Genomic DNA, 23,521 nt, shown 5'->3' with positions numbered 1-23,521 from the left:
TCGATTATAGCGATGCACGGTCCCAGGTGAAGCGATAGATATGGGCCGGCGGACCAGGATGGCAATTGCCGTTGTCGGCGTCGGCACCGACGATCGACCATTGCGCCCGGGAGGTTTCGCCCAACTCGCGGGCAGCCTGCGGATTGAAGCACTGACCGAGCTGTTCATCCGGCACCAACGCATACGCCTGCGGATGTTCACGCAACCACTGCGCCGCCTGCTCGACCGTTGAACCGATCATGCCGAAATGCACGATCGGCTGCCTTGCGAACAACCAATGGCCCTCGCGCCAGTGGACCAACACCAGGTCTGCACCACGAGTCATGGTCGCCGCCTGCACCATCAACGCCTCGTGGGGATTGGCGCCGTCCTTGACCGGCTCGATGAACCCTCGGGCGAACCACAGCGTGAACCAGACCACCGCCACCCCCTGAAAAATCCGCCAACCCAGTTGGCGTTGGCGGAACCAGCGCCTGAGCAACCAAGGCACCAGCGGTGCAGCAACCAGCACCAATCCCGGCAGCGCCGGATAAATGTACAACTTGCGCTTGCCGCTGCTCAGACAGAAAAACAGCACCACCAGCACCACCCACCCCAGCAGCACCAACACGCGACCATCGCGCTTGCGTAATTGCCGGCGCCAGGCGGGGATCAGCCACGGCAGCGCGAGCACCAGCGGCAACCAATATTGCGGAATGACGCTGACGAAGAAGTACCAGAACGGCTCCCGGTGGTCCCAGGCGGCCGCATAACGCCCCGCTGTCTGGCGCAGCAGGATTTCCCGCACGTAGGCAATTTCCTCAGCACCGCCATTGAGAGCAATGGTCAGCGCCAAGGGCAGCAGCCAGATGCCCACGGCACCGAACAGCACCACAACACCCAGGCACCATTTGCGCGCTTCGCCCGGCATCGCCACCACGCCGGACCAACCTTTGCGCACCGCGTAGGCATACGGGATCAGCATCAACGCCGGCACAAAGCCGACCCCTTTGGTGATCACGCCGATTCCCATCGCCGCGCAGCCCACATAAAACCAGCGCCAGGCCGGCCCGAGGAGCAGGTGTCGGGCCAGACCGTACAGGCCCAGCGAGGTGAACAGAATCAGAAAACTGTCGATCTGGCCGGTGCGCAAAATGCTGTAGGTCTGATAGGTCGCCAGGTACAGCAACGCGGCCGTCCGACCGGCTCGTTGGTTCCAAAGCCTGCGACCCAAGTCGTAGAGCATCGCCGTGACCGAGGTGGCAGACAGCAGCCCCGGCACGTAAAGGGCAATGGCGGGCATCCCGGTGATCCAGGTGAAAAACGCCACGGTCCACATGAATATCGGTGGTTTATCGCCGTAAGTCTCGGCAGCGCGATGGGGAATCAACCACGAACCGTTGTGCAGCATTTCCAGCGCCACGCCGAGGAAGCGTTCCTCGTCCACATTCTGCGGCTGGCGCAACCCGAGCCCCGCGCCGACCAGCAACAAAGCAAGCAGCATCAGCCCCAGGCATTCGATGCCGGGTGAAAGGGTTCGGCGCATGGGTCAGTCCTTCAAGGTTTTGCTGCGGGCAATCAATTGCAGGTTGCGCAAATAGACGATGGAACCGAACGCCTGGCCGGCGATGAACACTGGGTCCTGTCGATAGATGGCGTACGCGAACAACAGCGCGCTGCCGATGATGCTCAGGTACCAGAAGCTCACCGGTATCACGCTGCGTTTTTTGTATTCGCTGTACAGCCACTGCAGGACAAAGCGCCCGGTGAATGCGATCTGGCCGCTGAAACCGACCACCAGCCACAGGGTTTCGCGGGACAGATTCATCCTTCGATCTCCTGCGGCCGGGTGTTCAGACGTGTGCGCCGGATCAGCCACCAGACGCCGATCAAGTCGAGAATCCCCACCAGCGCGCGGTCGATGTTGCCGTATTTGGAGACACCGGCCGTGCGCGGTCGATGATTGACCGGGTGGGTGAGCATGCGGCCGTTGTGGCGTTGGATCAGCGCGGGGATGAAGCGGTGCATATGGTCGAAATACGGCAAACGCAGGAACGCCGCGCGCTGGATCAGTTTCAACCCGCAGCCGGTGTCCGGCGTCTGATCCTTGAGCATGCGTCGGCGCAACCCGTTGGCAAACCGCGAAGCCCAGCGCTTGCTGGCGGTGTCGCGGCGGTTGACCCGATGTCCGGCGACCAACTGCAGGTCGGCGGCTGCCGGCTCACGGCGCACCAGCGCCAGCATGCCGGGGATGTCCGCAGGGTCGTTTTGCCCGTCACCATCGAGGGTTGCCAGCCATTGGCCACGGGCGGCGAGCGCGGCGTGATAGAGCGACGTGCTCTGCCCCAGCGAACGTTCATGTTGCAGAATGCGCAGCGTGTTCAGCCCGTTATGCCGGGTCTGCCGCAACGCCTGCAACGTGGTGTCAGTGCTGCCATCGTCGACGACGACGATTTCATACGCTTCATCCGCCAGCGCGACGCGGATTTCTTCCAGCAGCGCGGTGAGATTGCTCGCTTCGTTCTTTGCCGGAATCAGCACGGATACAAATAAGTCCTGGCTCATGGAGGCCCCTGTTTTCCTGAATTTTTTATGTTCGAAGATCAACGCTTCAGCGCTGATAAAAGTGGCGATACCACTTCACGAATTGCCCGACGCCGGCCTCGACCGTCACGTGCGGACGAAAGTCGACCCACTGCGCCAATGCCGACACATCCGCCCAGGTCCTGTGCACATCGCCCGCCTGCATCGGCATCAAGTTGCGCCGGGCAGGCCGGCCCAGCGCCGCCTCCAGGCATTCGACGAAATCCAGCAGCGCCACCGGCGTGCCGCGCCCGATGTTGAAAATCCGGTTGACGCCCTCCCCGGCGTTCTCCGGCAACGGCGGGCGTGGACGCAGGCGCACGATGCTTTCGACGATGTCGTCGATGTAGGTGAAATCCCGCGACATCAAGCCCTGGTTGTAGAGGTCGATGGGGCGATCGTTGAGGATCGCGTCGGTGAACTTGAACAGCGCCATGTCAGGGCGGCCCCAAGGTCCGTACACGGTAAAAAACCGCAGGCCGCTGGCCTGGAGCCCGTAGAGATGGCAGTAGCTGTGAGCCATCAGCTCATTGGCGCGCTTGCTTGCCGCATACAGCGAAACCGGGTGATCGACGGCGTCTTCGACGCTGAATGGCAACTTGCTGTTGGTGCCGTACACCGAACTGCTCGAGGCATAAATCAGATGGTCCGGGCGATGGTGTCGGCAGGCCTCCAGCACATTCAAAAACCCTGTCAGGTTCGATTGCGCGTACACGTCCGGGTTGTCCAGCGAGTAGCGAACACCCGCCTGGGCCGCCAGATGGATGACATCTGTGAAGCGGTGATCCTTGAACAACGCCATCAAGGCAGGTTTGTCGACGATATCCAGCGTCTGGAAACGAAAGCCCGACAAGGCTCGCAGCTCCTTGAGCCGAGCGTGTTTGAGCGCCACGCTGTAGTAGTCGTTGAGGTTATCAATGCCGACCACTTCAAGGCCTTGCTCACACAGGCGCTTGACCGTGTGAAAACCGATGAAACCAGCGGCGCCGGTGACCAGTACGGTCATGGCAGGTGCGCGCCGATCAGCGCATTATTGCCAGTCGATTCCAACGTCAGCGTCATGCCTTGCTCCCGGTTGCAGTCAGTAAGGCCAGTGACGTCGTCGATACGCTCTGACGCCGCGCCCCTCAGGCGCGACCGTCATCGCGCGGCCATGCATACGGTGCCCGTCGAATTGTAAAAATCGCGTTATGGATTGATGTAGCTTTTATGACCATTGCCGGAGGACGCGACGAATTCAGTTGCCATTGGCGCCCGCCGATCTAAAGTGCATGCCAGCTGAAGAAGAATATGAACCGGGTAAGGACGCAGCATCATGAGCATTGAGCAAGAAACAACCTTCGACGAGCCACGGCTCAACAGCACGGAAATCCGCATTCTGGGTTCGCTGATCGAGAAACAGGCCACCAGCCCGGAAACCTATCCGCTGACCCTCAATGCCCTGGTGATTGCCTGCAACCAGAAAACCAGCCGCGAACCGGTGATGAACCTCACCCAGGGCCAGGTCGGCCAGAGCCTGCGCGCCCTCGAAGGTCGCGGCTTCGCCAAACTGGTGATGGGCAGTCGTGCCGACCGCTGGGAGCACAAGGTCGACAAGGCACTGGAATTGGTGCCGGCGCAGGTGATCTTGACGGGACTGCTGTTTCTGCGGGGTCCGCAGACAGTCAACGAACTGCTGACCCGCAGCGGCCGCATGCATGAATTCGAAGATGCCGAGCAGGTTGTGCATCAGCTTGAACGGCTGATTGCGCGCGGTCTGGCGCTGCTGATTCCGCGCCAGGCGGGGCAGCGTGAAGACCGCTACATGCATGCGCTGGGTGATCCGGCAGACATCGAAGCGATCCTCGCGGCACGGCACAATCCGGTGGAGCGTGGTGGCAGCAGCGGCGTGTCGGTAGAACGCATCGAAGAGCTCGAAGCGCGGATTGCAGCGCTGGAAGAGCGCCTGGCACGCCTCGAGTAACCACAGGCGCCCCAGATCCACCTGTAGGAGCGAGACCGGCTTGCCGGCGATAGCGGTTTATCAGCTACATCACTGTTGACTGACACTCCACTATCGCCGGCAAGCCGGTCTCGCTCCCACAGTTTGGATAGGTGGTGTTAGTGGTTACTCGCCGTCCCAGTAATCCACGCCGTCAGCCTGTCTGGCGATGGCAACGAAGCCCGAGGCATTGCCTTCGGCATCGACCTTGAAGTCGTCCATCACCGCGTATTTGCCGGAGTCCGGGTATTCGCAGATTTCCGGCGATTGCTGGGTGCTGACCGCCAAATAGCGCAATTCAGCCTTGCTGGTGTTGATGATCTGGTGCGCCGCTTCCGGACCGCCCGGCGGGCACGCGATCACGTCACCGGCGCGGATCGGAAAACGCTCGGCACCGAGCCGAACCTCCCCTTCCCCCGCGACGACGTAGAACATCTCCTCGTTGACCCGATGACTGTGAAACGGGCTGCCGCGCATGCCCGGTTCCAGCACGTACAAACGATAACCGAGCTTTTGCGCACCCAGTTGCTGACCGACGCGAGCCATCCGCTGTTGATAACGGCCGGCGGTCTCACCGGTGGGCGCGAGGGCTTCGGGCAGCGGTTCGAGTTCGACCTGATGCAGGTTGAGGATGGGGGGATGCATGGGAAACCTCGGGCACGGTTTGATGGGGTGGCAAGTCTTTGCTTGCTGGGGAGCAGTATAGGAAATTTGCTGCGACTGACTGGATACCGAGTCGCAGCCATCGCGAGCGGGCTCGCTCCCACATTTGATCGCATTTCTACTGGAAGAACTCGGTCGAATGTGGGAGCGAGCCCGCTCGCGATGAGGCCAGTATTGCCAACAAATAGCGGAAGGCCTCAACTGCGGGCGAACTCCACCGCCTTCTGAAACTGCTCCTGCGTCGGACGCACGCCGGTGTACAACACGAACTGCTCCAGCGCCTGGATCGCGATCACTTCCAGTCCGGTGATCACCCGCTTGCCTTCGGCACGTCCCCGCACGATCAGCGGTGTTTCTGAGGGGATCGCCACCACATCAAAGATGGTCTCCGCTGCTGCGATGGTTTGCGCATCGAACGCCAGGTGATCGGCCTCAGGCCCGCCGGTCATGCCGATCGGTGTCACGTTGATCAACATTTGCGGACGCCGGCTGCCCAGTTCGGCTTGCCATTCATAGCCCAGCGATTCAGCCAGGGCACGTCCGGCGTGCTCGTTGCGGGCCACAATCAGGCCGTTCTGGTAGCCACCATCGCGCAATGCGCTGGCCACAGCCTTGGCCATGCCGCCGCTGCCGCGCAGGGCAAAAGTCGACGCCTTGGGCACCTGGTGGGTTTCCAGCAACTGGGCGATGGCGATGTAATCGGTGTTGTAAGCCTTGAGGTGGCCGTCCGTATTGACGATGGTGTTGATCGATTGAATCGCGGCAGCCGATGCGTCCAGTTCATCGACCAGCGCAATGCTGGCTTCCTTGAATGGCATCGACACGCCGCAGCCGCGAATCCCCAGGGCGCGGATGCCTGCGACGGCACCGGTCAGGTCCTGGCTGCGGAACGCCTTGTAGTAGAAATTCAGGCCAAGTTGTTCGTACAGATGATTGTGAAATCGCAGGCCAAAGTTCCCGGGGCGGCCCGACAGGGACATGCACAGCTGGGTGTCTTTGTTGGGGTTCATCTGCATGAAAAATCTCCTTCAATTGCACTTTCAGATGGACGGGATTAGCCATGCCATCGCGTTCTGATCGATCATATCCGCGTACCTGCTCGTGGCAGCGAAGTTGGTAAGGAAGCCGGTACAGACCTTACACAAAATTTACCCAACGGCTGTGCTGATTTTCAGAAATACGCTGTCTTAGAAGTATCCCCGCGACAATCCTTGGGTCTATTGCAGACGCAAGCGCCGGGTCGATGAACCGAGGAACTATCATGATCCGTAAAATCCCCACAGTTGCCTTGCTGATCGGTGCTCTTGCTATCGCAGGGCAGGCAGAAGCGCATGGCGGTGGCGGGTGGCAAGGTCCAGCGGTATTTGGTGCGATCGTTGGCTCGGCCATCGTCGGTTCGGCCATCATCAATAGCGGCCGGCCGGTCTATGTGCAGCAACCGGTTTACGTGCAGCCACAGCCGGTTTATGTGCAGCAGCCGCCACCGGTTTATTACCAGCCGGCATCGGTTTATGTGCAACAACCGGGTTATTACGGCCCGCCGCCGGTCTACTACGGTCCTCCCCGTGGTTATTACGGCCCGCCGCGTGGCTATTACGGGCCTCCGCATGGTTATGGCCGCTGGTAACAGGCTCGGGCGCTAACCGCAGGTTTTGACTGCGTGTATATCCATTATTTGGTGATGGCGGCTGGCGGTTTCGCCCTTACGGCGAGTCACTTGGAGAAGCGCCAAGTAACCAAGCGCTTTTGCCCCTTTCGTTCGGTGCCTCGCCTAGGCTCGGCATGCCCTCGCTCCGGTCCTGCTCCGTGGGCCCGCCGCCATCGGCCATCCATGGCCGGGGGCGGCTAACCCGGCATCCATGCCGGGTTGCCCACTACGCAGAACCTCCACTCGGCCTCTCGAGGGGGCGCTCAGATCAAAAGCTGAAGGCGAGCTAACGCTCGGCCTGATGAGTGGTGGGAAGCAAAAGCGTATGGGATTCCCTGTAGGAGCCGGCTTGCTGGCGATAGCGGTGGGTCAGTCGACGTTTGTATTGGCTGGACGGACGCCATCGCCAGCAAGCCGGCTCCTACAGGGGATAGGTGTACATATCCGGAATGAGGGGACCCGTGCACCAAAGAGCCAGGTCGGCTTTCAGGCCGCCTCGGCGGCTGTGGCGGTAGTCGCCCCCTCGAGAGGCCGAGCGCAGGTTCTGCGCAGTGGGCAACCCGGCATGGATGCCGGGTTAGCCGCCCCCGGCCATGGATGGCCGATGGCGGCGGGCCCACGGAGCAGGACCGGAGCGAGGGCATGCCGAGCCTTAGCGAGGCACCGAACGAAAGGGGCAAAAGCGCTTTGGTTACTTTCGCGCTTTTCGAAAGTGACTCGCCGTAAGGGCGAAACCAATAGCCGCCGTTACCGCAGAAACGGATATGCCCCCCAACCAATCCCAATCCCAAAAACCTCCTCAACATCACACTCGAACAGCAGCTTTATGGCCCCACCCGTCGGCAAAAGTCTGGATAAATCGCATCAAGGTCGCTATCGGGACAGTGCTGACGATTTAAGTTGGCAAGATTGACTCACCCACCCTCACCCTCGCCTTGGGGGAACACGGTCATATTTATGTCATGTCAGGTCCGCAAGCTCGGACCTGTCCGCCAACAACAGGTTGATAACAACAAGGACGACCACATGCCCACACAAAACCCGCACCGCAACCTCGGTTTGTGCACCTCCAGCAAGGTCTACAACGCCCTGACCGAACTCAAGCACCTGGAAGGTCATCGCAGCGCCAAATTTCTTTCGCTGCTGGCCGAAAACCTTGTGCGAAAAGGCCTGCTAAACGAACAGGAAGTGGTCCACATGCTGGACCTTGTGGTCGACTGACCGACAGACGGTCGTTTGCACCCGCTGCCGTCAATGTCGACTATCGAAAGCGATGATTGTTCGTTCGCACGGCAGACCCGTAAGGTAGCTCCATAGATTGATGGAGGTACTTATGTCCCAGGTTCAAATCATGTCCGTTATTGGCAGCGCCGTTCCCGCCTCGCTCAGAGAGCTAGGATTGCTCGCCTGTTGGTATCTGGTCCAGGACGGTGAACAAATCAGCGGTCCGCTGCCATCGCTGACCGCCGCCAAGGCACTGTCACAGAGCTTCGACGCCGGCCGACTCAGCGCTTAAGGCAACTGCACTCGCGGTTTGGTTTCGATGAAAATCGCCCAGCTCGACATAAACAGCGCGGCGATCAACGGTCCGATGACAAAGCCATTGAGCCCGAAAATCGCCAGGCCGCCGAGGGTCGAGATGAGGATCAGATAGTCCGGCATCTTCGTGTCCTTGCCCACCAGGATCGGGCGCAGCACGTTGTCCACCAGGCCAATCACGAACACCCCGAACAGCCCCAGCACCACGCCCTGCCAGATCGCACCGCTGAACAGGAAAAACGCGGCCACCGGCGCCCAGACAATCCCTGCGCCGACCGCCGGCAACAGCGACAGAAACGCCATCAACACCGCCCAGAGCAACGAGCTCGGGATGTCCAGAAACCAGAAAATAAAACCGCCCAATGCGCCTTGAGTGATCGCCACAAAAAGGTTGCCCTTCACCGTGGCGCGCACCACGCGGTTGAATTTGAGCTGCAAACGGCGTTTCTGGTGTTCTTCCAGCGGCACCGCGGCGCGCACTTTGCGCGCCAGTTCTGCACCGTCGCGCAAAAAGAAGAACAACAGGTACAGCATGATGAAAAAACCCACCACGAAATCAAACGTACCCTGACCGAAACTGAAGGCTTTGTTGGCAATGAACTCATTGCCCGTCACCGCGCTCTTGATGATTTTCTCCCGCAGCCCCTCCAGCTCACCGATCCCGGCGCGATCGAGCAAGTGCTGGAAGTACGGAGGCAGGCTGTGTTTGAAATGCGTGATGTACCCCGCGATGTCCAGCTCGCCACTTTCGATGCTCTTGTAAAGCGCCGCCCCTTCCTGGACCAGCAGAATACTGAGGATGATCACCGGCAGGATCGCAATGACCATGCAAATGCTCAACGTCAGCATTGACGTCAGGTTGCGCTCCCAGCCGAACCTCAGTTGCAGTCGCCGCTGCAATGGCGCGAAGAGAATGCCGAGGATCACCGCCCAGAACACCGCGCCGTAGAATGGCAGCAAAATCCAGATAAACGCGGCGGTCACCACCCCCAGCAAAATCACCAGTGATTTGTCTTGTACCTTCTCTTCGTTCATGTCCGATCCATGTCAGTCCGCAGGGCATAGGCCCTTGTAGCAAGAGCCGTCCTGATGCTTAGTCCGCCACGGTTCGCGCGAGTGCCATCCGTTTGTTCATCAAGCATAGATCCAGATCAATGAATGCCGCGGGTATGCCGACTATCCTCGCCGGCTTTTGCGATCGACCCGCCCATGACCCTTTTCACACCTGAGCTGCTCGCCCCCGCCGGCACCCTGAAAAACATGCGTTATGCCTTCGCCTATGGCGCCGACGCGGTGTACGCCGGTCAGCCTCGCTACAGCCTGCGGGTGCGCAACAACGAGTTCGATCACGCCAACCTGGCGCTCGGCATTCGCGAGGCCCAGGCACAGGGCAAGCGCTTCTACGTGGTGGTGAACATCGCCCCGCACAACGCCAAACTCAAAACCTTCCTCAAGGATCTGGAGCCGGTGATTGCCATGGCGCCGGACGCGCTGATCATGTCCGACCCGGGCCTGATCATGCTGGTGCGCCGGCACTTTCCGCAGATGCCGATCCACCTGTCGGTGCAAGCCAACACGGTCAACTGGGCGAGTGTCGAGTTCTGGCAACAACAAGGCTTGAGCCGGATCATCCTGTCACGGGAACTGTCCCTGGAAGAAATCGCCGAAATCCGCCAGCAAGTGCCCGCCATGGAACTGGAAGTGTTCGTCCACGGCGCGTTGTGCATGGCCTATTCCGGCCGCTGCCTGCTGTCGGGCTACATGAACAAACGCGATGCCAATCAGGGCAGTTGCACCAATGCCTGTCGCTGGAAGTACTCGGCGCAAGAAGCCACGGAAAATCTGCTCGGCGACATCGTACAGACCTTCCAGCCCGAACCGACGCTGGGAATTGGCGCGCCCACCGATCAAGTGTTCCTGTTGCAGGAAGCCAACCACCCCGACGAACTGATGCCGGCCTTCGAAGACGAACACGGCACCTATATCATGAACGCCAAGGACCTGCGCGCCGTGCAGCACGTCGAGCGCCTGACGCAGATGGGCGTGCATTCGCTGAAAATCGAAGGCCGAACCAAATCGCACTTTTACTGTGCGCGCACCACTCAGGTTTACCGCCGGGCGATCGACGATGCGGTGGCCGGTCGCGACTTCGACCGGGGCCTGATGACCGATCTGGAATCCCTCGCCCAGCGCGGTTACACCGAAGGTTTTCTGCGTCGTCATGTGCATGACGAATATCAGAATTATCAGAACGGCAGCTCGGTGTCGGAGCGGCAGCAATTTGTCGGTGAATTGACCGGCGAGCGGCGTGACCGGCTGGCGGAAGTCAAAGTGAAGAACCGCTTTGGCCTGGGCGATCACATGGAACTGATGACGCCCAAGGGCAACTTCCACTTCGATTTACATCAGTTGCAGAACATCAAAGGCCAGCCCATCGATGTGGCGCCGGGGGATGGGCACACCGTGTACCTGCCGATTCCGGATGCGGTGGATTTGCGCTTCGGGTTGTTGATGCGGGATGTGCGCGAGATGTGATCTTCGATCAACATCGCTATCCCCAAAACACCGCAACCTCTGTAGGAGCCGGCTTGCTGGCGATCCAGGCGACGCGGTCTATCAAATGAACCGCGTCGCACGCATCGCCAGCAAGCCGGCTCCTACAGAGGTTGCTGTGTTCTTACGTGAACTCCTCGCGCAACATCGCCACAAACGCTTCTCGCGCCGGGTGAACCCCGGCGTTTTCATGCCAGTAAAACAGGTTGTCGATGGCGGTCAGTTCAGGGAACTCATACCCCGCGCACCCCGCGCCTTTGGCGTACTGATCGAACACCCCTTTAGGCACCAGCGCGACCCCCGCCCCCGCACTGACGCACCCGACAATCGCGCCGTAACTCGCCAGGCTGACAATCGGCAGCGCCTGCCCCTGGCGTAACAACCAATGTTCCAGCGCCGCACGGTAAGGGCACCCCTGGGGCCACATGAACACGGTCTTGTCCTGCAAATCGGCGATCTCGCGCACCGGCCCCAGCGACGTCGAAGCGATCAACAGCAGCTCCTCGCGGTACATCGGCGTGCGCTTGAGTTGAGAGCGCTCGACATCCACCGCGACGATTGCGCCGTCGAGCCGGTGGTTGGCGGTGTCATCGAGCAATTGGCCCCAGGTGCCGGTGGTCAGCTCCAGCGCCACCGCCGGATAGCGCTTGTGGAACTTGGCGAGCAAACGCGGCAAGCGACCGGTGGCCGACGATTCGATGGCGCCGATGCGCAACGGGCCGGACGGCTCGGCGGCGGGGTCGACCGCCCGTTTGGCCTCAGCCGTCATGGCGAGAATCTTCGAGGCGTAGGCCAGAAAAGTCTGCCCCGACGGACTGATGCGCAACCCTCTGCCTTCGCGGATAAACAACGCGACGCCCAACTCCGCTTCCAGCGACTTGATCCGTGCCGTGATGTTCGACGGCACGCAATGCAACAGCTCGGCCGCCCGGGCGATGCTGCCGACGTCGGCCACGGTCTTGAACATGCGAATCTGTGCCAGCTCCATACATCACCCAAAGTGAACGGTCAGCGCAGTATAAGTCAGTTGTGGCGAACGGTCCGCGTTCTGATACTCGAAGCATCTGCCCACAGGTGTCCGACCATGCAAGCGCTCTCAACCACCACCCCTCCCCTCAAAATCATCCTGGCCATGGCCTTCGTCGTCGCGTGCTGGGGCTATTCCCCGACCGGTATTCACATCGGCTTGCAAGCCTATGATCCCGGGCATCTGGCATTGCTGCGGTTTCTGCTGGCGTCGGTGTTCATGGCGCTGGTCGCGGTGTTCAAAGGCATCAGCCTGCCGACCCTTCGCGATTTGCCAATGCTGTTCGGCCTCGGCTTTTTTGCGGTGAGCCTGCACCACGTGGCGATCAATTTTGGTCAGCAAGGGGTCAGCGCCGGTGCGTCCAGCGTGTTGGCGCAATCGACGCCCTTGTTCAGCACGCTGCTGGCGCGCTTCGTGTTCAAAGACCAGGTGAGCGCGTGGCGTTGGGGCTGTGTTTTTCTGGGATTGATCGGTGTGGTGATTGTGGTGGCGGGCGATCGCGGACTGGGCAGCATCGACGCCCATGGCCTGTTGATTCTGCTGGCGGCGGTGTCCTGGAGTTTCTACTTCGCGTTACAGAAACATCACTCCGGGCGTTACGACGGGCTGACACTGGTCTGCTACACGGTGTGGTCGGGGACCGCGTTGTTACTGGTTTATCTGCCGGGATTGGCGGCGCAAGTGGTCAACGCGCCGATGCATGTGCAACTGGCGGTGCTGGCGCTGGGCATTTTTCCGAGCGCGCTCGCCTACCTGGCCTGGGCATTTGTGTTGACTCACGTTGATTTGAGCCGGGCGACGATGACGCTGTATCTGGTGCCGCCGACGGCCATGGCGATTGCCTCGTTTGGCTTGGGGGAACGGCCGACGGTGATGATCGTTGTCGGGGGGACGGTGGTGTTGGTCAGTGTGTTGGCGTTGAATCTGGAGCGGCGGTTGGTGGCGATTCGGGTGGCGGGTGTTTGATTGGAGTTTTGTGGTGATGGGGCTGGCGCCTTCGCCGGCAAGCCGGCTCCTACAGGGGATCGCGGTTCGGATCGGTGCCAGCCAGATTCCGCGAAGGCGGTTAATCGCGATCCGCCAGAAACCGGTCCCGGCTGTTGGTCAGGTGCAGCCACATTGCCGCCCGCGCAGCGTCCGCATCCTGACGCTTGATCGCGTTGAGAATCGCCTCGTGTTCCAGATTGGCCAACTGCCCCAGCTTGCTCAAATCCGCCGCGCCACGTTCAGCCGCGTTGACGCGGGTGCGGGGAATCATCGCGCTGCCCAGGTGCTGCATGATTTCCGTGAAGCAGACATTGCCGGTGGCCTCGGCGATCAGCAGATGGAAACGCCTGTCGGCTTCGACGCAGCTGTCGTTGTTGGCGAGCAGGCTTTGGTAATCGTCCAGCGCTTCGCGCATCTGTGCCAATTGCGGGTCCGTCCGCCGAATCGCCGCCAACGCAGCGGCCTGGGTTTCGAGGCCCAGGCGCAACTCCAGAATGCTGCGCACGCCCAGCGCGGTATCGACATTCAGTCGTAGCCCCTGCTCCGGTGCGCGCTCGATGACGAACGTGCCGATGCCGTGCCGGGTTTCCACCAGCCCCGACGCCTGCAACTTCGAGATCGCCTCACGCACCACGGTGCGACTGACCCCGTGATCCTGAACGATGCTGTTCTCCGACGGCAGCTTGTCCCCCGGCAGCATCTGGCCGAGCAGGATGCTCTGGGTCAGTTTCGCGACCAGGTCATGGGCCAGGTTGTGAGTGCGCTTGCGGGCAGGCGCGTCGAGGTCATCTTGCATGGCAATCATCCGAAAGCAGGGCTAAGCGGATCGTAGCACTGCGGTCGAACGGTTTCTCAAGAAAACCGCCTCCAACTTGTATGACAACACTCAACAAAACAGATATCCAAGACAAAAACAAAGCGTACAAACGCCCCTTAACCGAATAAAAAATGACCTTAACCATACTATTTTGTTGATCATTGCCACTTGCAGGATAAAAAAATGTAGTTGTATGATGTCTAGCAACAACGCCACACCTACAACACCCCGCATAAAAATAATCAGTGGGAGAAAACCAAGTGAATACATCCGTATCCGGGATGCACGACGGTGCCGATTCGGTCCTGAAGTCCGCCATCTCGAAAGTGAAACGCCACGTTCTGCCGCTGTTCGTCATCATGTTCATCGTCAACTACATCGACCGCGTGAACATCGGCTTCGTCCGCGCCCACATGGAACATGACCTGGGCATTGGCGCTGCCGCCTACGGCCTCGGTGCCGGCCTGTTCTTCATCGGCTACGCGCTGTTCGAAGTCCCCTCCAACATCCTTCTGCAAAAAGTCGGCGCACGAATCTGGCTGACCCGCATCATGCTGACCTGGGGCCTGGTGGCCGCCTGCATGGCGTTCATCCAGAACGAAACCCACTTCTACATCCTGCGATTCCTGCTGGGCGTGGCTGAAGCCGGGTTCTTCCCCGGGGTGATTTATTACTTCACGCGCTGGTTGCCCGGGGTAGAACGCGGCAAGGCCATCGCGATCTTCCTCAGCGGCTCAGCCATTGCCTCTCTGATCTCCGGCCCGTTGTCCGGGTTGCTCCTGCAAATCAGCGGGTTCGGCATGCACGGCTGGCAATGGATGTATTTCATTGAAGGCATGTTCTCGGTCGGGCTGTGCGTATTCGTCTGGTTCTGGCTCGACTCCAAACCCCACGACGCCAAATGGCTGAGCCGCGATGAGCAAGACGCGCTGGTCAAAGCCATCGATGACGAACAACTGGCCCGCGAAGCCGCGACACCGATCAAACCGTCGCTGGGCACGCTGCTCAAGGATCGCCAGATCATCCTGTTCTGCCTGATCTACTTCTTCATCCAGCTGACCATTTATGCCGCGACCTTCTGGCTGCCGAGCATCATCAAGAAGATGGGCGACCTCAGCGACATTCAGGTCGGACTGTTCAACTCGATCCCGTGGTTGCTGTCGATTGTCGGCATGTACGCCTTCGCGTCGCTCTCGACGAAATGGAAACACCAGCAAGCCTGGGTCGCCGCTGCCCTGCTGATCGCTGCGGCGGGGATGTTCATGTCCACCACCGGCGGGCCGGTCTTCGCTTTCGTGGCGATCTGCTTCGCGGCGCTGGGGTTCAAATCGGCTTCTTCGCTGTTCTGGCCGATCCCTCAGGCGTACCTGGATGCACGGATCGCCGCTGGCGTGATCGCGCTGATCAACTCGGTGGGCAACCTCGGCGGCTTCGTCGCGCCGACCACTTTCGGCCTGCTGGAACAACACACCGGCTCGATTCAAGGCGGCCTTTACGGGTTGGCCGCGACCTCGATCATCGCCGCGATCATCGTCTTCGCTGCACGCAACACACCGAAAACCGCACCGGCCGTTGCGCTGGGCAAACCAACGCCCAACCACGCCTGATCGCTGCTATTTAAGGACAAGAACATGAACCAACAAGACACTGCAAAAGCCCCGATCATCACCAGCATGCAAGTGGTTCCGGTGGCCGGTCACGATGGCATGCTGCTCAACCTGAGCGGCGCCCATGGCCCGTTTTTCACCCGCAACATCGTGATCCTCAAGGACAACGCCGGGCACACCGGCGTCGGTGAAGTGCCGGGGGGCGAGCGCATTCGCCAGACTCTGGAAGATGCGCGCAGCCTGGTGGTCGGCAGCCCGATCGGCACCTATCAGAGGATTCTCAACCAGGTGCGCCAGACCTTCGCCGACCGCGATGCCGGGGGTCGCGGCTTGCAGACGTTCGACCTGCGCATCACCATTCACGCGGTGACTGGCCTGGAAGCGGCGCTGCTCGATTTGCTCGGCCAGCATCTGGACGTGCCCGTCGCGGCGCTGCTCGGCGAAGGCCAGCAACGCGACGAAGTGAAGATGCTCGGTTATCTGTTTTATGTCGGTGATCGCAACGCCACCGATCTGGCTTACCGCAGCGAACCGGACGCCGACAACGACTGGTTCCGCGTACGCCACGAGAAAGCCATGACCGCCGACGCCGTGGTGCGCCTGGCAGAAGCCGCCCACGCCCGTTACGGGTTCAAGGACTTCAAGCTCAAGGGCGGCGTGCTCAGTGGCGACGAAGAAATCGAAGCGGTCACCGCGCTGGCCGAACGCTTTCCCGACGCGCGCATCACCCTTGATCCGAATGGCGCCTGGTCGCTGAAAGAAGCGATCCGCCTGTGCCGCGATCAGCATCACGTCCTCGCTTACGCCGAAGACCCGTGCGGCGCGGAAAACGGTTATTCAGGCCGGGAAGTCATGGCCGAATTCCGCCGTGCTACGGGCCTGAAAACCGCGACCAACATGATCGCCACCGACTGGCGGGAAATGGGCCACGCGATCCAGTTGCAATCGGTGGACATCCCGCTGGCCGACCCGCATTTCTGGACGATGCAGGGTTCGGTTCGCGTGGCGCAGATGTGCCACGAATGGGGCCTGACCTGGGGCTCGCACTCCAACAACCACTTCGATATTTCCCTGGCGATGTTCACCCACGTCGCAGCCGCGGCACCGGGTGAAATCACCGCCATCGACACCCACTGGATCTGGCAGGACGGCCAGCGCCTGACCAAAGCGCCGCTGCAAATCGTCGACGGTTGCGTGCAAGTGCCGAAGAAACCGGGGCTCGGGGTTGAACTGGACATGGACCAACTGGCCAAGGCCCATGAGCTGTACAAAGGCATGGGGCTGGGCGCGCGGGATGACAGCGTGGCGATGCAGTTTCTGATTCCGGGGTGGAAATTCGATAACAAGCGGCCGAGCCTGGTGCGCTAGTCGTCGGTACACCGCACACCTGTAGGAGCCGGCTTGCTGGCGATAGCGGTGGTTCAGTCGACACATTTATCGTCTGATAGGACGCCATCGCCAGCAAGCCGGCTCCTACAGGGTGAGCGGTGTTTGTGCGGCTTGCAAAAGCCACCCCTTGAACGCCGCCATCGCCGACGTTTCGGGCCGTGACTGCAAGCGGGTCAGCCAGTAGCTGCCGGTGGTGATGCCGATGGCGAACGGTTGCTCGATGACTCCCGCCGCCAGTTGCCGGGCGAACATCAACGGCGGCGCCAAGGCCACACCCGCACCTTGCAACGCCGCCTCCATCATCGCCAGCGAGGAATCAAAGACGATGCTGCGAGGCGGCGCGACATGGGCAGGCAGGCCGGTGGCCTGAAACCATTCGGGCCACTCATCCGTGCGATAGGAACGCAACAGCGTTTGCTGCAACAGATCGTCCGGCGTGTGCAGTTGCCGGGCAATCTCGGGCACGCACAACACCGACAACGGCGCCTCGATCAACCTGACCGCTTCAATCCCGTGCCACGCTCCCGCGCCAAAGCGAATCGCGTAATCCAGCCCTTCAGCCGCCACGTCCACTCTATTGTTGTGGGTCGACAGGCGCAAATCTATGAACGGATGTTTCGCCTGAAAGTCCGCCAGTCGCGGCAACAGCCAACCGACCGCAAACGTCCCCACTGCGCCCACCGTCAACACCTCACGAAAATGCCCGCCCTCGAAACGCTCCAGGGTTTCGGCGATTCGATCGAAGGACTCGCGCAGCACCGGCAACAAGGTCTCCCCCTCACTGGTCAGCATCAGCCCGCGTGACAGGCGTTTGAACAGGGTGACGTTGAGTTGGGCCTCCAGGCTTTTGACCTGATGGCTCACCGCGGCTTGCGTGACGCACAACTCCACCGCCGCCCGTGTAAAACTCAGATGACGCGCAGAGGCCTCGAAGGCGCGCAGTGCGTTGAGCGGTAATTGCGGGCGGATCATGCCAACTCCCAAATTTTTCTAATGGCTAAGCCGAGATATTGTCGTTTGTCGAAGCACGGCATACTGAATAGATTTGGCACGCCCAGCGACGGCCCGATTCATAAACCGCTCGGAGTGTAGCGGGTTTAATCATCAAATCTCATGGACAGCAGCTCAATCATGCACAACTCAACATTCGGCAAGGTCTTATCCTGCAGCGCTTTCGGACTGCTCCTCAGTGCAGGTTACTGCGTTGCCGGGAATCAGACTGACGCGCAGATCGAAGCCGCGGTGAATGCCGCGGTTGCCCCGGTCATGCAGCAACAGAACATTCCCGGCATGGCCGTCGCGATCACCGTGAATGGCAAGCAGCATTACTTTAACTACGGCGTGGCCTCGAAGGAAACCGGCACGCCTGTCACCGAAAGCACCCTGTTCGAGATCGGTTCGGTGAGCAAAACCTTCACCGCTACCCTCGCCGCCTACGCCCAGGCCAGCGGCAAACTGTCCCTGTCGGACAAGGCCAGCCATGTCCTGCCGGCATTGCGCGGCAGCGCGTTCGATCACGTCAGCGTGCTGCAACTGGGCACTTACACCGCCGGCGGCCTGCCGCTGCAATTCCCCGACAATGCCGATGCAGCCGACAAGATGCTCGGCTATTTCAAACAGTGGAAACCGGCCTACACCGCCGGCAGCCATCGGCTGTATTCGAACCCGAGCCTGGGGTTGTTTGGATATCTGGCGGCCAACAGCATGGGCCAGCCGTTTGATGAGTTGATGGAAAAGACCGTGCTGCCCAAACTCGGCTTGCAGCACACCTACCTCAAGGTGCCGCAGGATCAGATGGCGCTTTACGCTCAGGGTTACAACAAGGAAGACAAACCGGTGCGGGTCGAGCCGGGCGCGCTGGACTCAGAAGCGTATGGCGTAAAAACCAGCGCCTCGGACCTGCTTCGCTACGTCGAGGCGAACATCAAACCGTCTGGCCTTGAAGCGCCGATGCAGCAAGCCATCGCCACGACGCATGCCGGTTACTACACGGTCGGCGACATGACCCAAGGGCTGGGTTGGGAGTTTTACCACTACCCCATCACCCTCGATAAATTGCTCGCCGGCAACTCGTCGCAAATGGCGATGGAGGCGCACAAAGTCCAGTGGCTGAACCCACCGCAAGCTCAACCGGACAACGTGCTGATCAACAAGACCGGCTCCACCGGTGGCTTCGGTGCGTATGTGGCGTACGTGCCCTCGAAAGACATCGGCATCGTGATCCTGGCCAACAAAAACTACCCGAACCCCGAGCGAGTCAAAATCGCCCATGCAGTGCTGAGCACATTGACTCAATAACCTACGAACCAACCCCCTGTAGGAGCGAGCCTGCTCGCGATTGCGGCGTGTCAGGCGAAAGGGATTTCGAATGTTACGGCCTCATCGCGAGCAGGCTCACTCCTACAAGGATTGGCGCAGGCAAAAAAATGGGCGACCTGTTGAGGTCGCCCATTTTTGTTAGCGCATAGCCATCTACGCCTTCAATCGTCAGGCATTTCCGGTGGCTTGGCAGGCTTCGCCGGTTTACCCGGTTTCGCCCCCTTGGTGCCGTTAGGCGGTGCGGTTTCTGTGACGGGCGGCGGGGTTGGCACCGTGACTTCTTTCTCGGCCGACGGCAACTGGTCGACCGTACTGAAAATCGTCTTCAGATCAACCGCATCCGATTGCTCGAGTTTCTTTTCGCCGTCCTTGCCGACCAGAATCACCTTGGTCTTGGCCCCCGCCCCCAACTTGAGCGAACGGATCAAGGCTGCCGTGTCTTGTGGCCCGAGGTCTTTGCCTTCGCGCTGGCCCATCAGGTTGAGCACGGTGTACAGGACCATGTTCCGGTCGGTGAATTCCTTGCGATTGGCCGGCTCATCCAGTGACTTTTTCAGGCTGACCCACGCCGGGTCGACCGTGCTCGGCGCGATGACAATCAGCGGCCGGGACCTGCCCTTGTCCATGTCCAGCGGTGAGTCGCCATCGGCGGCGAGCAAGGGGCCGGCGAAAGCCAGCAGGGTTGTCAGGGTCAATGACCTGATGAGCATGCGCATCTCCTTTTGATATCCACGCTCTAATGATTGCGCATCGCGGCGTTCGTTCCGGGGTCGCACCGCAATTGTGTTTCGCCTTGACCCAAGCTTAGGTCAGGGCGGTCATTGCGCAACAGGCTGAGCTAATCTCAAGACTCGATATACACCTGAACCGCCGTGAGGATCCCGCCATGAGCGCTCAGCTGAATCACACCATCGTCTGGTGCCGAAACAAACAGATATCCGCGTCGTTTCTGGTCGAGATTCTCGGCTTGCCCGCCCCCGCCCCCTTCGGGCCGATGTTGATCGTGAAACTCGAAAACGGCGTGTCGCTGGACTATTACGACAATGACCCGCCGATTGCCTCTCAGCACTATGCGTTTCTGGTCAGCGACGACGATTTCGATGCGGCGTTCGCTCGCCTGCAAGCCAGGCAGCAAGCGTGGTGGGCTGATCCCTGCAAACAGCGGCCGCAACAGATCAACGATTATGGGGGTGGCAGGCGCGTGTATTTCGATGACCCGGACGGGCATCTGCTGGAGATTTTCACCCGAGAATGACAAACGATGCTGCCGGGCATCTTAAGGATCTTCTTGCACCACAAAGGACGTTAGCCGCCTTATCAGCGGTGTCGCAAGCAACACGAATGGCACAATGGTCATCCAGGCAACCAGCCAGGCTTTTAATCCATACGACAGTAACTGGCTGGCCGAAAGGCTTGAAGGACTGGCTATGGCCGTAGCAATAGCGCAGGTGATTGCGGACTGGATCACCGCAGAAGTTCGCTGGCGAAATCGCCGATGGAGCTTGGGCATTTCCGGTACTCCCAGACGGCTGCGTCGCAAGTGGCGAGCAGCCGGCTTGCATGGACCTTACTTGGCTTGGAGCAATTCAACAGTCTGCGCAGTCGTCAACAGAGCGTTGGCGATGTAACGGAAGTTGATCAGCGCGGCCAGGTAACCGTCCCCTTCCGGGGTGGTCGGGCCGGCGGTAGCGTCTCGCACCACCGCCACCTCGAAACCTTGCTCGAGTAATTCACGCAGGTGCGACTCGACGCAAAGGTTGGCCGCCATACCCGCCAGAATAATTTGCGACACACCGTGCTTGCGCAGTTGCAGCGCCAAGTCATTGGTTTCCGGGCCGTAGACCTTGTGTGGCGAAGCGATGATGGTTTTGCCGTCGAGAATGTACGGCTTGAACTCGGGCATGAAGTCCGCACCGGAGTTCTCGAAACCGTCGAGAGTCAACGGGCCTTTGCGATCGAACATGCAGATGGTGTGCATGACCTTTTCCAGCGGCCCGCCGAATTTCCACTCGTGGTCGCACGGATAGTAGTAGTGCGGGGAGACAGCGACCGTGATGCCCGCACCTTTGGCGGCTGCGAACAACTGACCGAGGTGATTGACCACATCGTGTTCGACGATGCTCTTGCCAAACACATCCCAACTCACACCCTCAGGGCTGAGGAAATCTATTTGGGGGTCAATGACGACCAGAGCAGTGCGGGAAAGGTCAATTTTCATACCTGGATCTGGCAGCGCAGGGCTGGCTGGATCTGCGTAATGTGCGAGGAGTGTTGTGTCGTTGCTCATGCCAATAGACTCCGATCGTGGGTAACAAAGTTGCTCTATGCCATGGCGCCCCTGCGGGCCGTTGCTTACCATCGGCGAGAACTTCATCCTATCCACACCTTCTGATCCGACTTTGTCAGCACGTACAGAGTCTTTATCTGGTCGTCGCTATCATGGATATCCTGTCCGAATTCTTCGAACGCACGAACCTTCAGGGCAGGCTTTTCTTCTCTGGTCGGGTCGACGGCACTCTCGTCCTCGACAAGCCGCCAGGCATGGCGTTCATCCATGTCATCAGTCAGGGCGGTATCGACATGGTTCAGCCTGGGTTACCAAAGATTTCCATTGCCGAGCCCAGCGTGCTGTTCTGTCCGAGCAGTTGTCGATATCAACTGCGCTCCAATACGATTGAGGGAGCAGAACTGATTTGCGCCTCATTTCAATTTGGGCGAAACACACAACACCCCTTCCCTCTCGGGCTCAAAGAAACCCTGATCTTCCCATTCAGAGAGCTGGAGAATCTCGACCCGGTCATTGGCGCGTTACTCGCCGAGTTTCGGGATCAGGAGGCTGGAAGGACCAAAGCGCTGAATCTGCTGCTGGAATACATATTTGTCCTGATCGTGCGACGCGCCGTTGCAGACGGGCTGATATCCAGTGGATTGCTCTATGCCCTGCAGGATGGGCGCCTCGGTGCGGTGTTCAACAGCATCCATTCAGTGCCGGATGAGCTTTGGACCGTCGAGAAACTGGCGAGCCTGGCGAACATGTCCAGGTCGAAATTTTCTGCCTGTTTCACTCAGATAATGGGGCAGTCGCCTATGGGGTACGTCACCGCATGGAGGATGAAGGTGGCTCAGGACATGCTTCGTGATGGCGTTCAGATCAAGGTGATCGCCGAGTCGGTCGGTTACAGCTCGCAGGCGTCTTTTTCGAAAAGCTTTCTGAACGTCATTGGTTGTCCTCCAGCCGAGTGGCTGAAACGCGATGCCAGTGCAGAAGCACCCTTGGTGACCGCACACGTGCAGCCTGCACAGGATTTTCTGGTTTCACAGGCGTAACAGACCAAGGATCGCCGAACCAAAATAAAGTCTTTATGACTACTTATCGCGTCATATTGACTCTTCCCAGACGTTGTATATATGACAACACATAATCCTATCTTGCTGATATATAACAACAAATAAAATGGCACGATTCATGAAATGGTTTTGGAAATGCCTCCAAAGCAGGAAATCATCATGTCTCGATCCATGCCCCTCAGCTTTACGCTTTGCCTGTTGCTCTCACCCGTGTGCATGGCCGATCAAGTCGTCCGTGAGGTGCCTGATACCACCGCCGGCAAGGGTGCCGGTGCCGTGACCGGATTGATGGTCGGCGCCGTGGGTGGCCCGATTGGAGCGCTGATCGGTGCCGGCGTCGGATTCTTTGCCGGCAGCGCAGTTCAGGAAGCGGCCGGTCTCACGGAGACCGCTTATGAAGTAAAGGACGCCCAGGGCGAAATCAGCACTGTTCGCTCGCCCAATGCCCGCTTCGAACCAGGTCAGCAAGTGATGCGCAAAGGTCCGCGCCTGGTGCGTCAGGACAGTTGATCCAGCCATCACCACGAACTTCTTCTTGGGATCCGGCCATGGGTCGGATCCTCTTTTTTTTCTCGTTTTCGAGGGTGGACGAGCCGCATCTCGTCTGCCCTTTTTTCTTACACCGCGCTTTATCCTTAAAGGCTGCGGAACACCGTAAACAGCTTCTTGATGATAATCATCGCAATGAATACTCATCGATCTAACGATAGGTATCAGCCGCAAAAGTCGCTTCATCCAAGGCAATGCAAAAAAACAGCAACTTCATAGCCGACTGTCAGACAAACATAGATAAGCATCTAACACACAAGCACTTTTATTTGCTTTCCTGACCATTCGGCCAACAAAGACAGCAAAAATTATCCTCGTCGTCACGTTTTAAGCATTTCAATTCAACACTACTTTCTTATAAAATTCCCCGCCTTAATAGCCCCTGGCCAGCAACCTCAGAAAAAGCGGCTCTCTCTCCCTTGAAAAGAAAAGCCCGGCGACACCTTGTTGCGACTTTTCCTGACATCATCCGGTACAGCTCCGAACACTGAATTCCTTTCGTACAATCATGAACTGCCAGCCAGGCACTTTC

The 23,521-nt window shown here is 59.5% G+C and carries 25 protein-coding genes; 12 read left to right on the top strand and 13 right to left on the bottom strand.

Translation table 11 applies throughout. The features are described 5' to 3' along the window. Window positions 1-4: 4 nt before the first annotated feature. Genes IB254_RS24360 through IB254_RS24345 form a run of 4 tightly spaced genes read right to left on the bottom strand, consistent with a single transcriptional unit; the run spans window position 5 to window position 3,568 of the window. Window positions 5-1,525, bottom strand: coding sequence for an ArnT family glycosyltransferase (locus tag IB254_RS24360; RefSeq protein ID WP_192419889.1), 1,521 nt, complete (start codon window positions 1,523-1,525; stop codon window positions 5-7). A gap of 3 nt (window positions 1,526-1,528) precedes the next feature. After that, entirely contained in the window at window positions 1,529-1,807 is a 279-nt protein-coding gene (locus IB254_RS24355; RefSeq protein WP_192419887.1) for a lipid-A-disaccharide synthase N-terminal domain-containing protein, read from the bottom strand. Continuing rightward, window positions 1,804-2,544: a glycosyltransferase family 2 protein gene (locus tag IB254_RS24350; protein ID WP_192419885.1), complete on the bottom strand. Its 741-nt coding sequence runs from the start codon at window positions 2,542-2,544 to the stop codon at window positions 1,804-1,806. Before IB254_RS24350 ends, IB254_RS24355 begins: the two co-directional genes overlap by 4 nt. A gap of 46 nt (window positions 2,545-2,590) precedes the next feature. Further along, window positions 2,591-3,568 carry an NAD-dependent epimerase gene (locus IB254_RS24345; RefSeq protein WP_192419883.1) on the bottom strand — a complete coding sequence of 326 codons (978 nt, stop codon included), beginning with the start codon at window positions 3,566-3,568 and terminating at the stop codon, window positions 2,591-2,593. A gap of 309 nt (window positions 3,569-3,877) precedes the next feature. Here IB254_RS24345 and IB254_RS24340 point away from each other — a divergent pair, with 309 nt between their 5' ends. Continuing rightward, the gene (locus IB254_RS24340; RefSeq protein ID WP_192419881.1) at window positions 3,878-4,525 is read left to right on the top strand and encodes a YceH family protein; all 648 of its coding nucleotides are present in this window, start codon (window positions 3,878-3,880) and stop codon (window positions 4,523-4,525) included. Window positions 4,526-4,669: 144 nt separating this feature from the next. Here IB254_RS24340 and IB254_RS24335 read toward each other — a convergent pair whose 3' ends face one another. Then, window positions 4,670-5,188, bottom strand: a complete 519-nt coding sequence (locus IB254_RS24335) for a cupin domain-containing protein (protein ID WP_192419879.1) — start codon at window positions 5,186-5,188, stop codon at window positions 4,670-4,672. 215 nt (window positions 5,189-5,403) lie between these two features. Further along, a complete protein-coding gene (locus tag IB254_RS24330; protein ID WP_192419877.1) occupies window positions 5,404-6,222 on the bottom strand; it encodes a shikimate 5-dehydrogenase in 819 nt (272 codons plus the stop codon). Between the two features lie 245 nt (window positions 6,223-6,467). Between IB254_RS24330 and IB254_RS24325 the strand changes: the two genes are divergently transcribed. From IB254_RS24325 to IB254_RS24315, 3 genes are all read left to right on the top strand, one after another. Continuing rightward, window positions 6,468-6,833, top strand: coding sequence for a hypothetical protein (locus tag IB254_RS24325; RefSeq protein ID WP_192419875.1), 366 nt, complete (start codon window positions 6,468-6,470; stop codon window positions 6,831-6,833). A 1,047-nt stretch (window positions 6,834-7,880) separates the two neighbouring features. Then, a complete protein-coding gene (locus IB254_RS24320; protein WP_008033677.1) occupies window positions 7,881-8,075 on the top strand; it encodes a hypothetical protein in 195 nt (64 codons plus the stop codon). A gap of 112 nt (window positions 8,076-8,187) precedes the next feature. Beyond that, on the top strand, window positions 8,188-8,370 hold the full coding sequence (locus IB254_RS24315; RefSeq protein WP_008033676.1) for a hypothetical protein: 183 nt from the start codon (window positions 8,188-8,190) through the stop codon (window positions 8,368-8,370). Here IB254_RS24315 and IB254_RS24310 read toward each other — a convergent pair. After that, window positions 8,367-9,428, bottom strand: a complete 1,062-nt coding sequence (locus IB254_RS24310; protein WP_192419873.1) for an AI-2E family transporter — start codon at window positions 9,426-9,428, stop codon at window positions 8,367-8,369. The two genes, IB254_RS24315 and IB254_RS24310, sit on opposite strands and share 4 nt — an antisense overlap. A gap of 174 nt (window positions 9,429-9,602) precedes the next feature. Here IB254_RS24310 and yegQ point away from each other — a divergent pair, with 174 nt between their 5' ends. Next, complete coding sequence (gene yegQ, locus IB254_RS24305) at window positions 9,603-10,928, top strand: tRNA 5-hydroxyuridine modification protein YegQ (RefSeq protein ID WP_192419871.1); 1,326 nt, start codon at window positions 9,603-9,605, stop codon at window positions 10,926-10,928. A gap of 142 nt (window positions 10,929-11,070) precedes the next feature. On the opposite strand, the gene IB254_RS24300 is transcribed toward yegQ, so the two are convergent. Beyond that, the gene (locus IB254_RS24300) at window positions 11,071-11,934 is read right to left on the bottom strand and encodes a LysR substrate-binding domain-containing protein (protein WP_008033671.1); all 864 of its coding nucleotides are present in this window, start codon (window positions 11,932-11,934) and stop codon (window positions 11,071-11,073) included. A 96-nt stretch (window positions 11,935-12,030) separates the two neighbouring features. On the opposite strand from IB254_RS24300, the gene IB254_RS24295 reads away from it, so the two are divergent. Continuing rightward, window positions 12,031-12,939 carry a DMT family transporter gene (locus IB254_RS24295; RefSeq protein ID WP_192419868.1) on the top strand — a complete coding sequence of 303 codons (909 nt, stop codon included), beginning with the start codon at window positions 12,031-12,033 and terminating at the stop codon, window positions 12,937-12,939. A gap of 100 nt (window positions 12,940-13,039) precedes the next feature. Here the strand turns inward: IB254_RS24295 and IB254_RS24290 are convergent, their stop codons facing one another. After that, window positions 13,040-13,756 carry a FadR/GntR family transcriptional regulator gene (locus IB254_RS24290; protein ID WP_192419866.1) on the bottom strand — a complete coding sequence of 239 codons (717 nt, stop codon included), beginning with the start codon at window positions 13,754-13,756 and terminating at the stop codon, window positions 13,040-13,042. 281 nt (window positions 13,757-14,037) lie between these two features. Here IB254_RS24290 and IB254_RS24285 point away from each other — a divergent pair, with 281 nt between their 5' ends. Together IB254_RS24285 and gudD are read left to right on the top strand one after the other, a co-directional pair. After that, window positions 14,038-15,384: an MFS transporter gene (locus IB254_RS24285; protein WP_008033661.1), complete on the top strand. Its 1,347-nt coding sequence runs from the start codon at window positions 14,038-14,040 to the stop codon at window positions 15,382-15,384. A gap of 24 nt (window positions 15,385-15,408) precedes the next feature. Beyond that, the gene (gene gudD, locus IB254_RS24280; RefSeq protein WP_008044644.1) at window positions 15,409-16,752 is read left to right on the top strand and encodes a glucarate dehydratase; all 1,344 of its coding nucleotides are present in this window, start codon (window positions 15,409-15,411) and stop codon (window positions 16,750-16,752) included. A 105-nt stretch (window positions 16,753-16,857) separates the two neighbouring features. Here gudD and IB254_RS24275 read toward each other — a convergent pair whose 3' ends face one another. Further along, complete coding sequence (locus IB254_RS24275) at window positions 16,858-17,745, bottom strand: LysR family transcriptional regulator (RefSeq protein ID WP_192419864.1); 888 nt, start codon at window positions 17,743-17,745, stop codon at window positions 16,858-16,860. Between the two features lie 159 nt (window positions 17,746-17,904). Between IB254_RS24275 and ampC the strand changes: the two genes are divergently transcribed. After that, window positions 17,905-19,071, top strand: a complete 1,167-nt coding sequence (ampC, locus tag IB254_RS24270) for a class C beta-lactamase (protein WP_225602486.1) — start codon at window positions 17,905-17,907, stop codon at window positions 19,069-19,071. A 182-nt stretch (window positions 19,072-19,253) separates the two neighbouring features. Here the strand turns inward: ampC and IB254_RS24265 are convergent, their stop codons facing one another. Beyond that, window positions 19,254-19,802 carry a DUF4174 domain-containing protein gene (locus IB254_RS24265; protein WP_192419860.1) on the bottom strand — a complete coding sequence of 183 codons (549 nt, stop codon included), beginning with the start codon at window positions 19,800-19,802 and terminating at the stop codon, window positions 19,254-19,256. A 176-nt stretch (window positions 19,803-19,978) separates the two neighbouring features. On the opposite strand from IB254_RS24265, the gene IB254_RS24260 reads away from it, so the two are divergent. Next, window positions 19,979-20,347, top strand: coding sequence for a VOC family protein (locus IB254_RS24260; RefSeq protein WP_192419858.1), 369 nt, complete (start codon window positions 19,979-19,981; stop codon window positions 20,345-20,347). A gap of 21 nt (window positions 20,348-20,368) precedes the next feature. On the opposite strand, the gene IB254_RS30005 is transcribed toward IB254_RS24260, so the two are convergent. Together IB254_RS30005 and IB254_RS24250 are read right to left on the bottom strand one after the other, a co-directional pair. Next, a complete protein-coding gene (locus IB254_RS30005) occupies window positions 20,369-20,602 on the bottom strand; it encodes a DUF2798 domain-containing protein (protein ID WP_081500232.1) in 234 nt (77 codons plus the stop codon). 57 nt (window positions 20,603-20,659) lie between these two features. Then, window positions 20,660-21,379: a cysteine hydrolase gene (locus IB254_RS24250; RefSeq protein WP_192419856.1), complete on the bottom strand. Its 720-nt coding sequence runs from the start codon at window positions 21,377-21,379 to the stop codon at window positions 20,660-20,662. 152 nt (window positions 21,380-21,531) lie between these two features. Between IB254_RS24250 and IB254_RS24245 the strand changes: the two genes are divergently transcribed. Both IB254_RS24245 and IB254_RS24240 read left to right on the top strand, forming a co-directional pair. Continuing rightward, window positions 21,532-22,419 carry a helix-turn-helix transcriptional regulator gene (locus IB254_RS24245; protein ID WP_192419854.1) on the top strand — a complete coding sequence of 296 codons (888 nt, stop codon included), beginning with the start codon at window positions 21,532-21,534 and terminating at the stop codon, window positions 22,417-22,419. Between the two features lie 180 nt (window positions 22,420-22,599). Further along, window positions 22,600-22,950 (top strand): hypothetical protein, encoded by a 351-nt coding sequence (locus IB254_RS24240; protein WP_192419852.1) that lies wholly within the window; start codon window positions 22,600-22,602, stop codon window positions 22,948-22,950. The last annotated feature ends 571 nt before the right edge of the window (window positions 22,951-23,521 follow it).

The sequence above is a fragment of the Pseudomonas sp. PDM03 genome (assembly GCF_014852385.1).
GTDB classification, from domain to species: domain Bacteria; phylum Pseudomonadota; class Gammaproteobacteria; order Pseudomonadales; family Pseudomonadaceae; genus Aquipseudomonas; species Aquipseudomonas migulae.
Note: the sequence above shows the minus strand (reverse complement) of the source record. Positions and strands in the feature narration are given on the sequence as shown.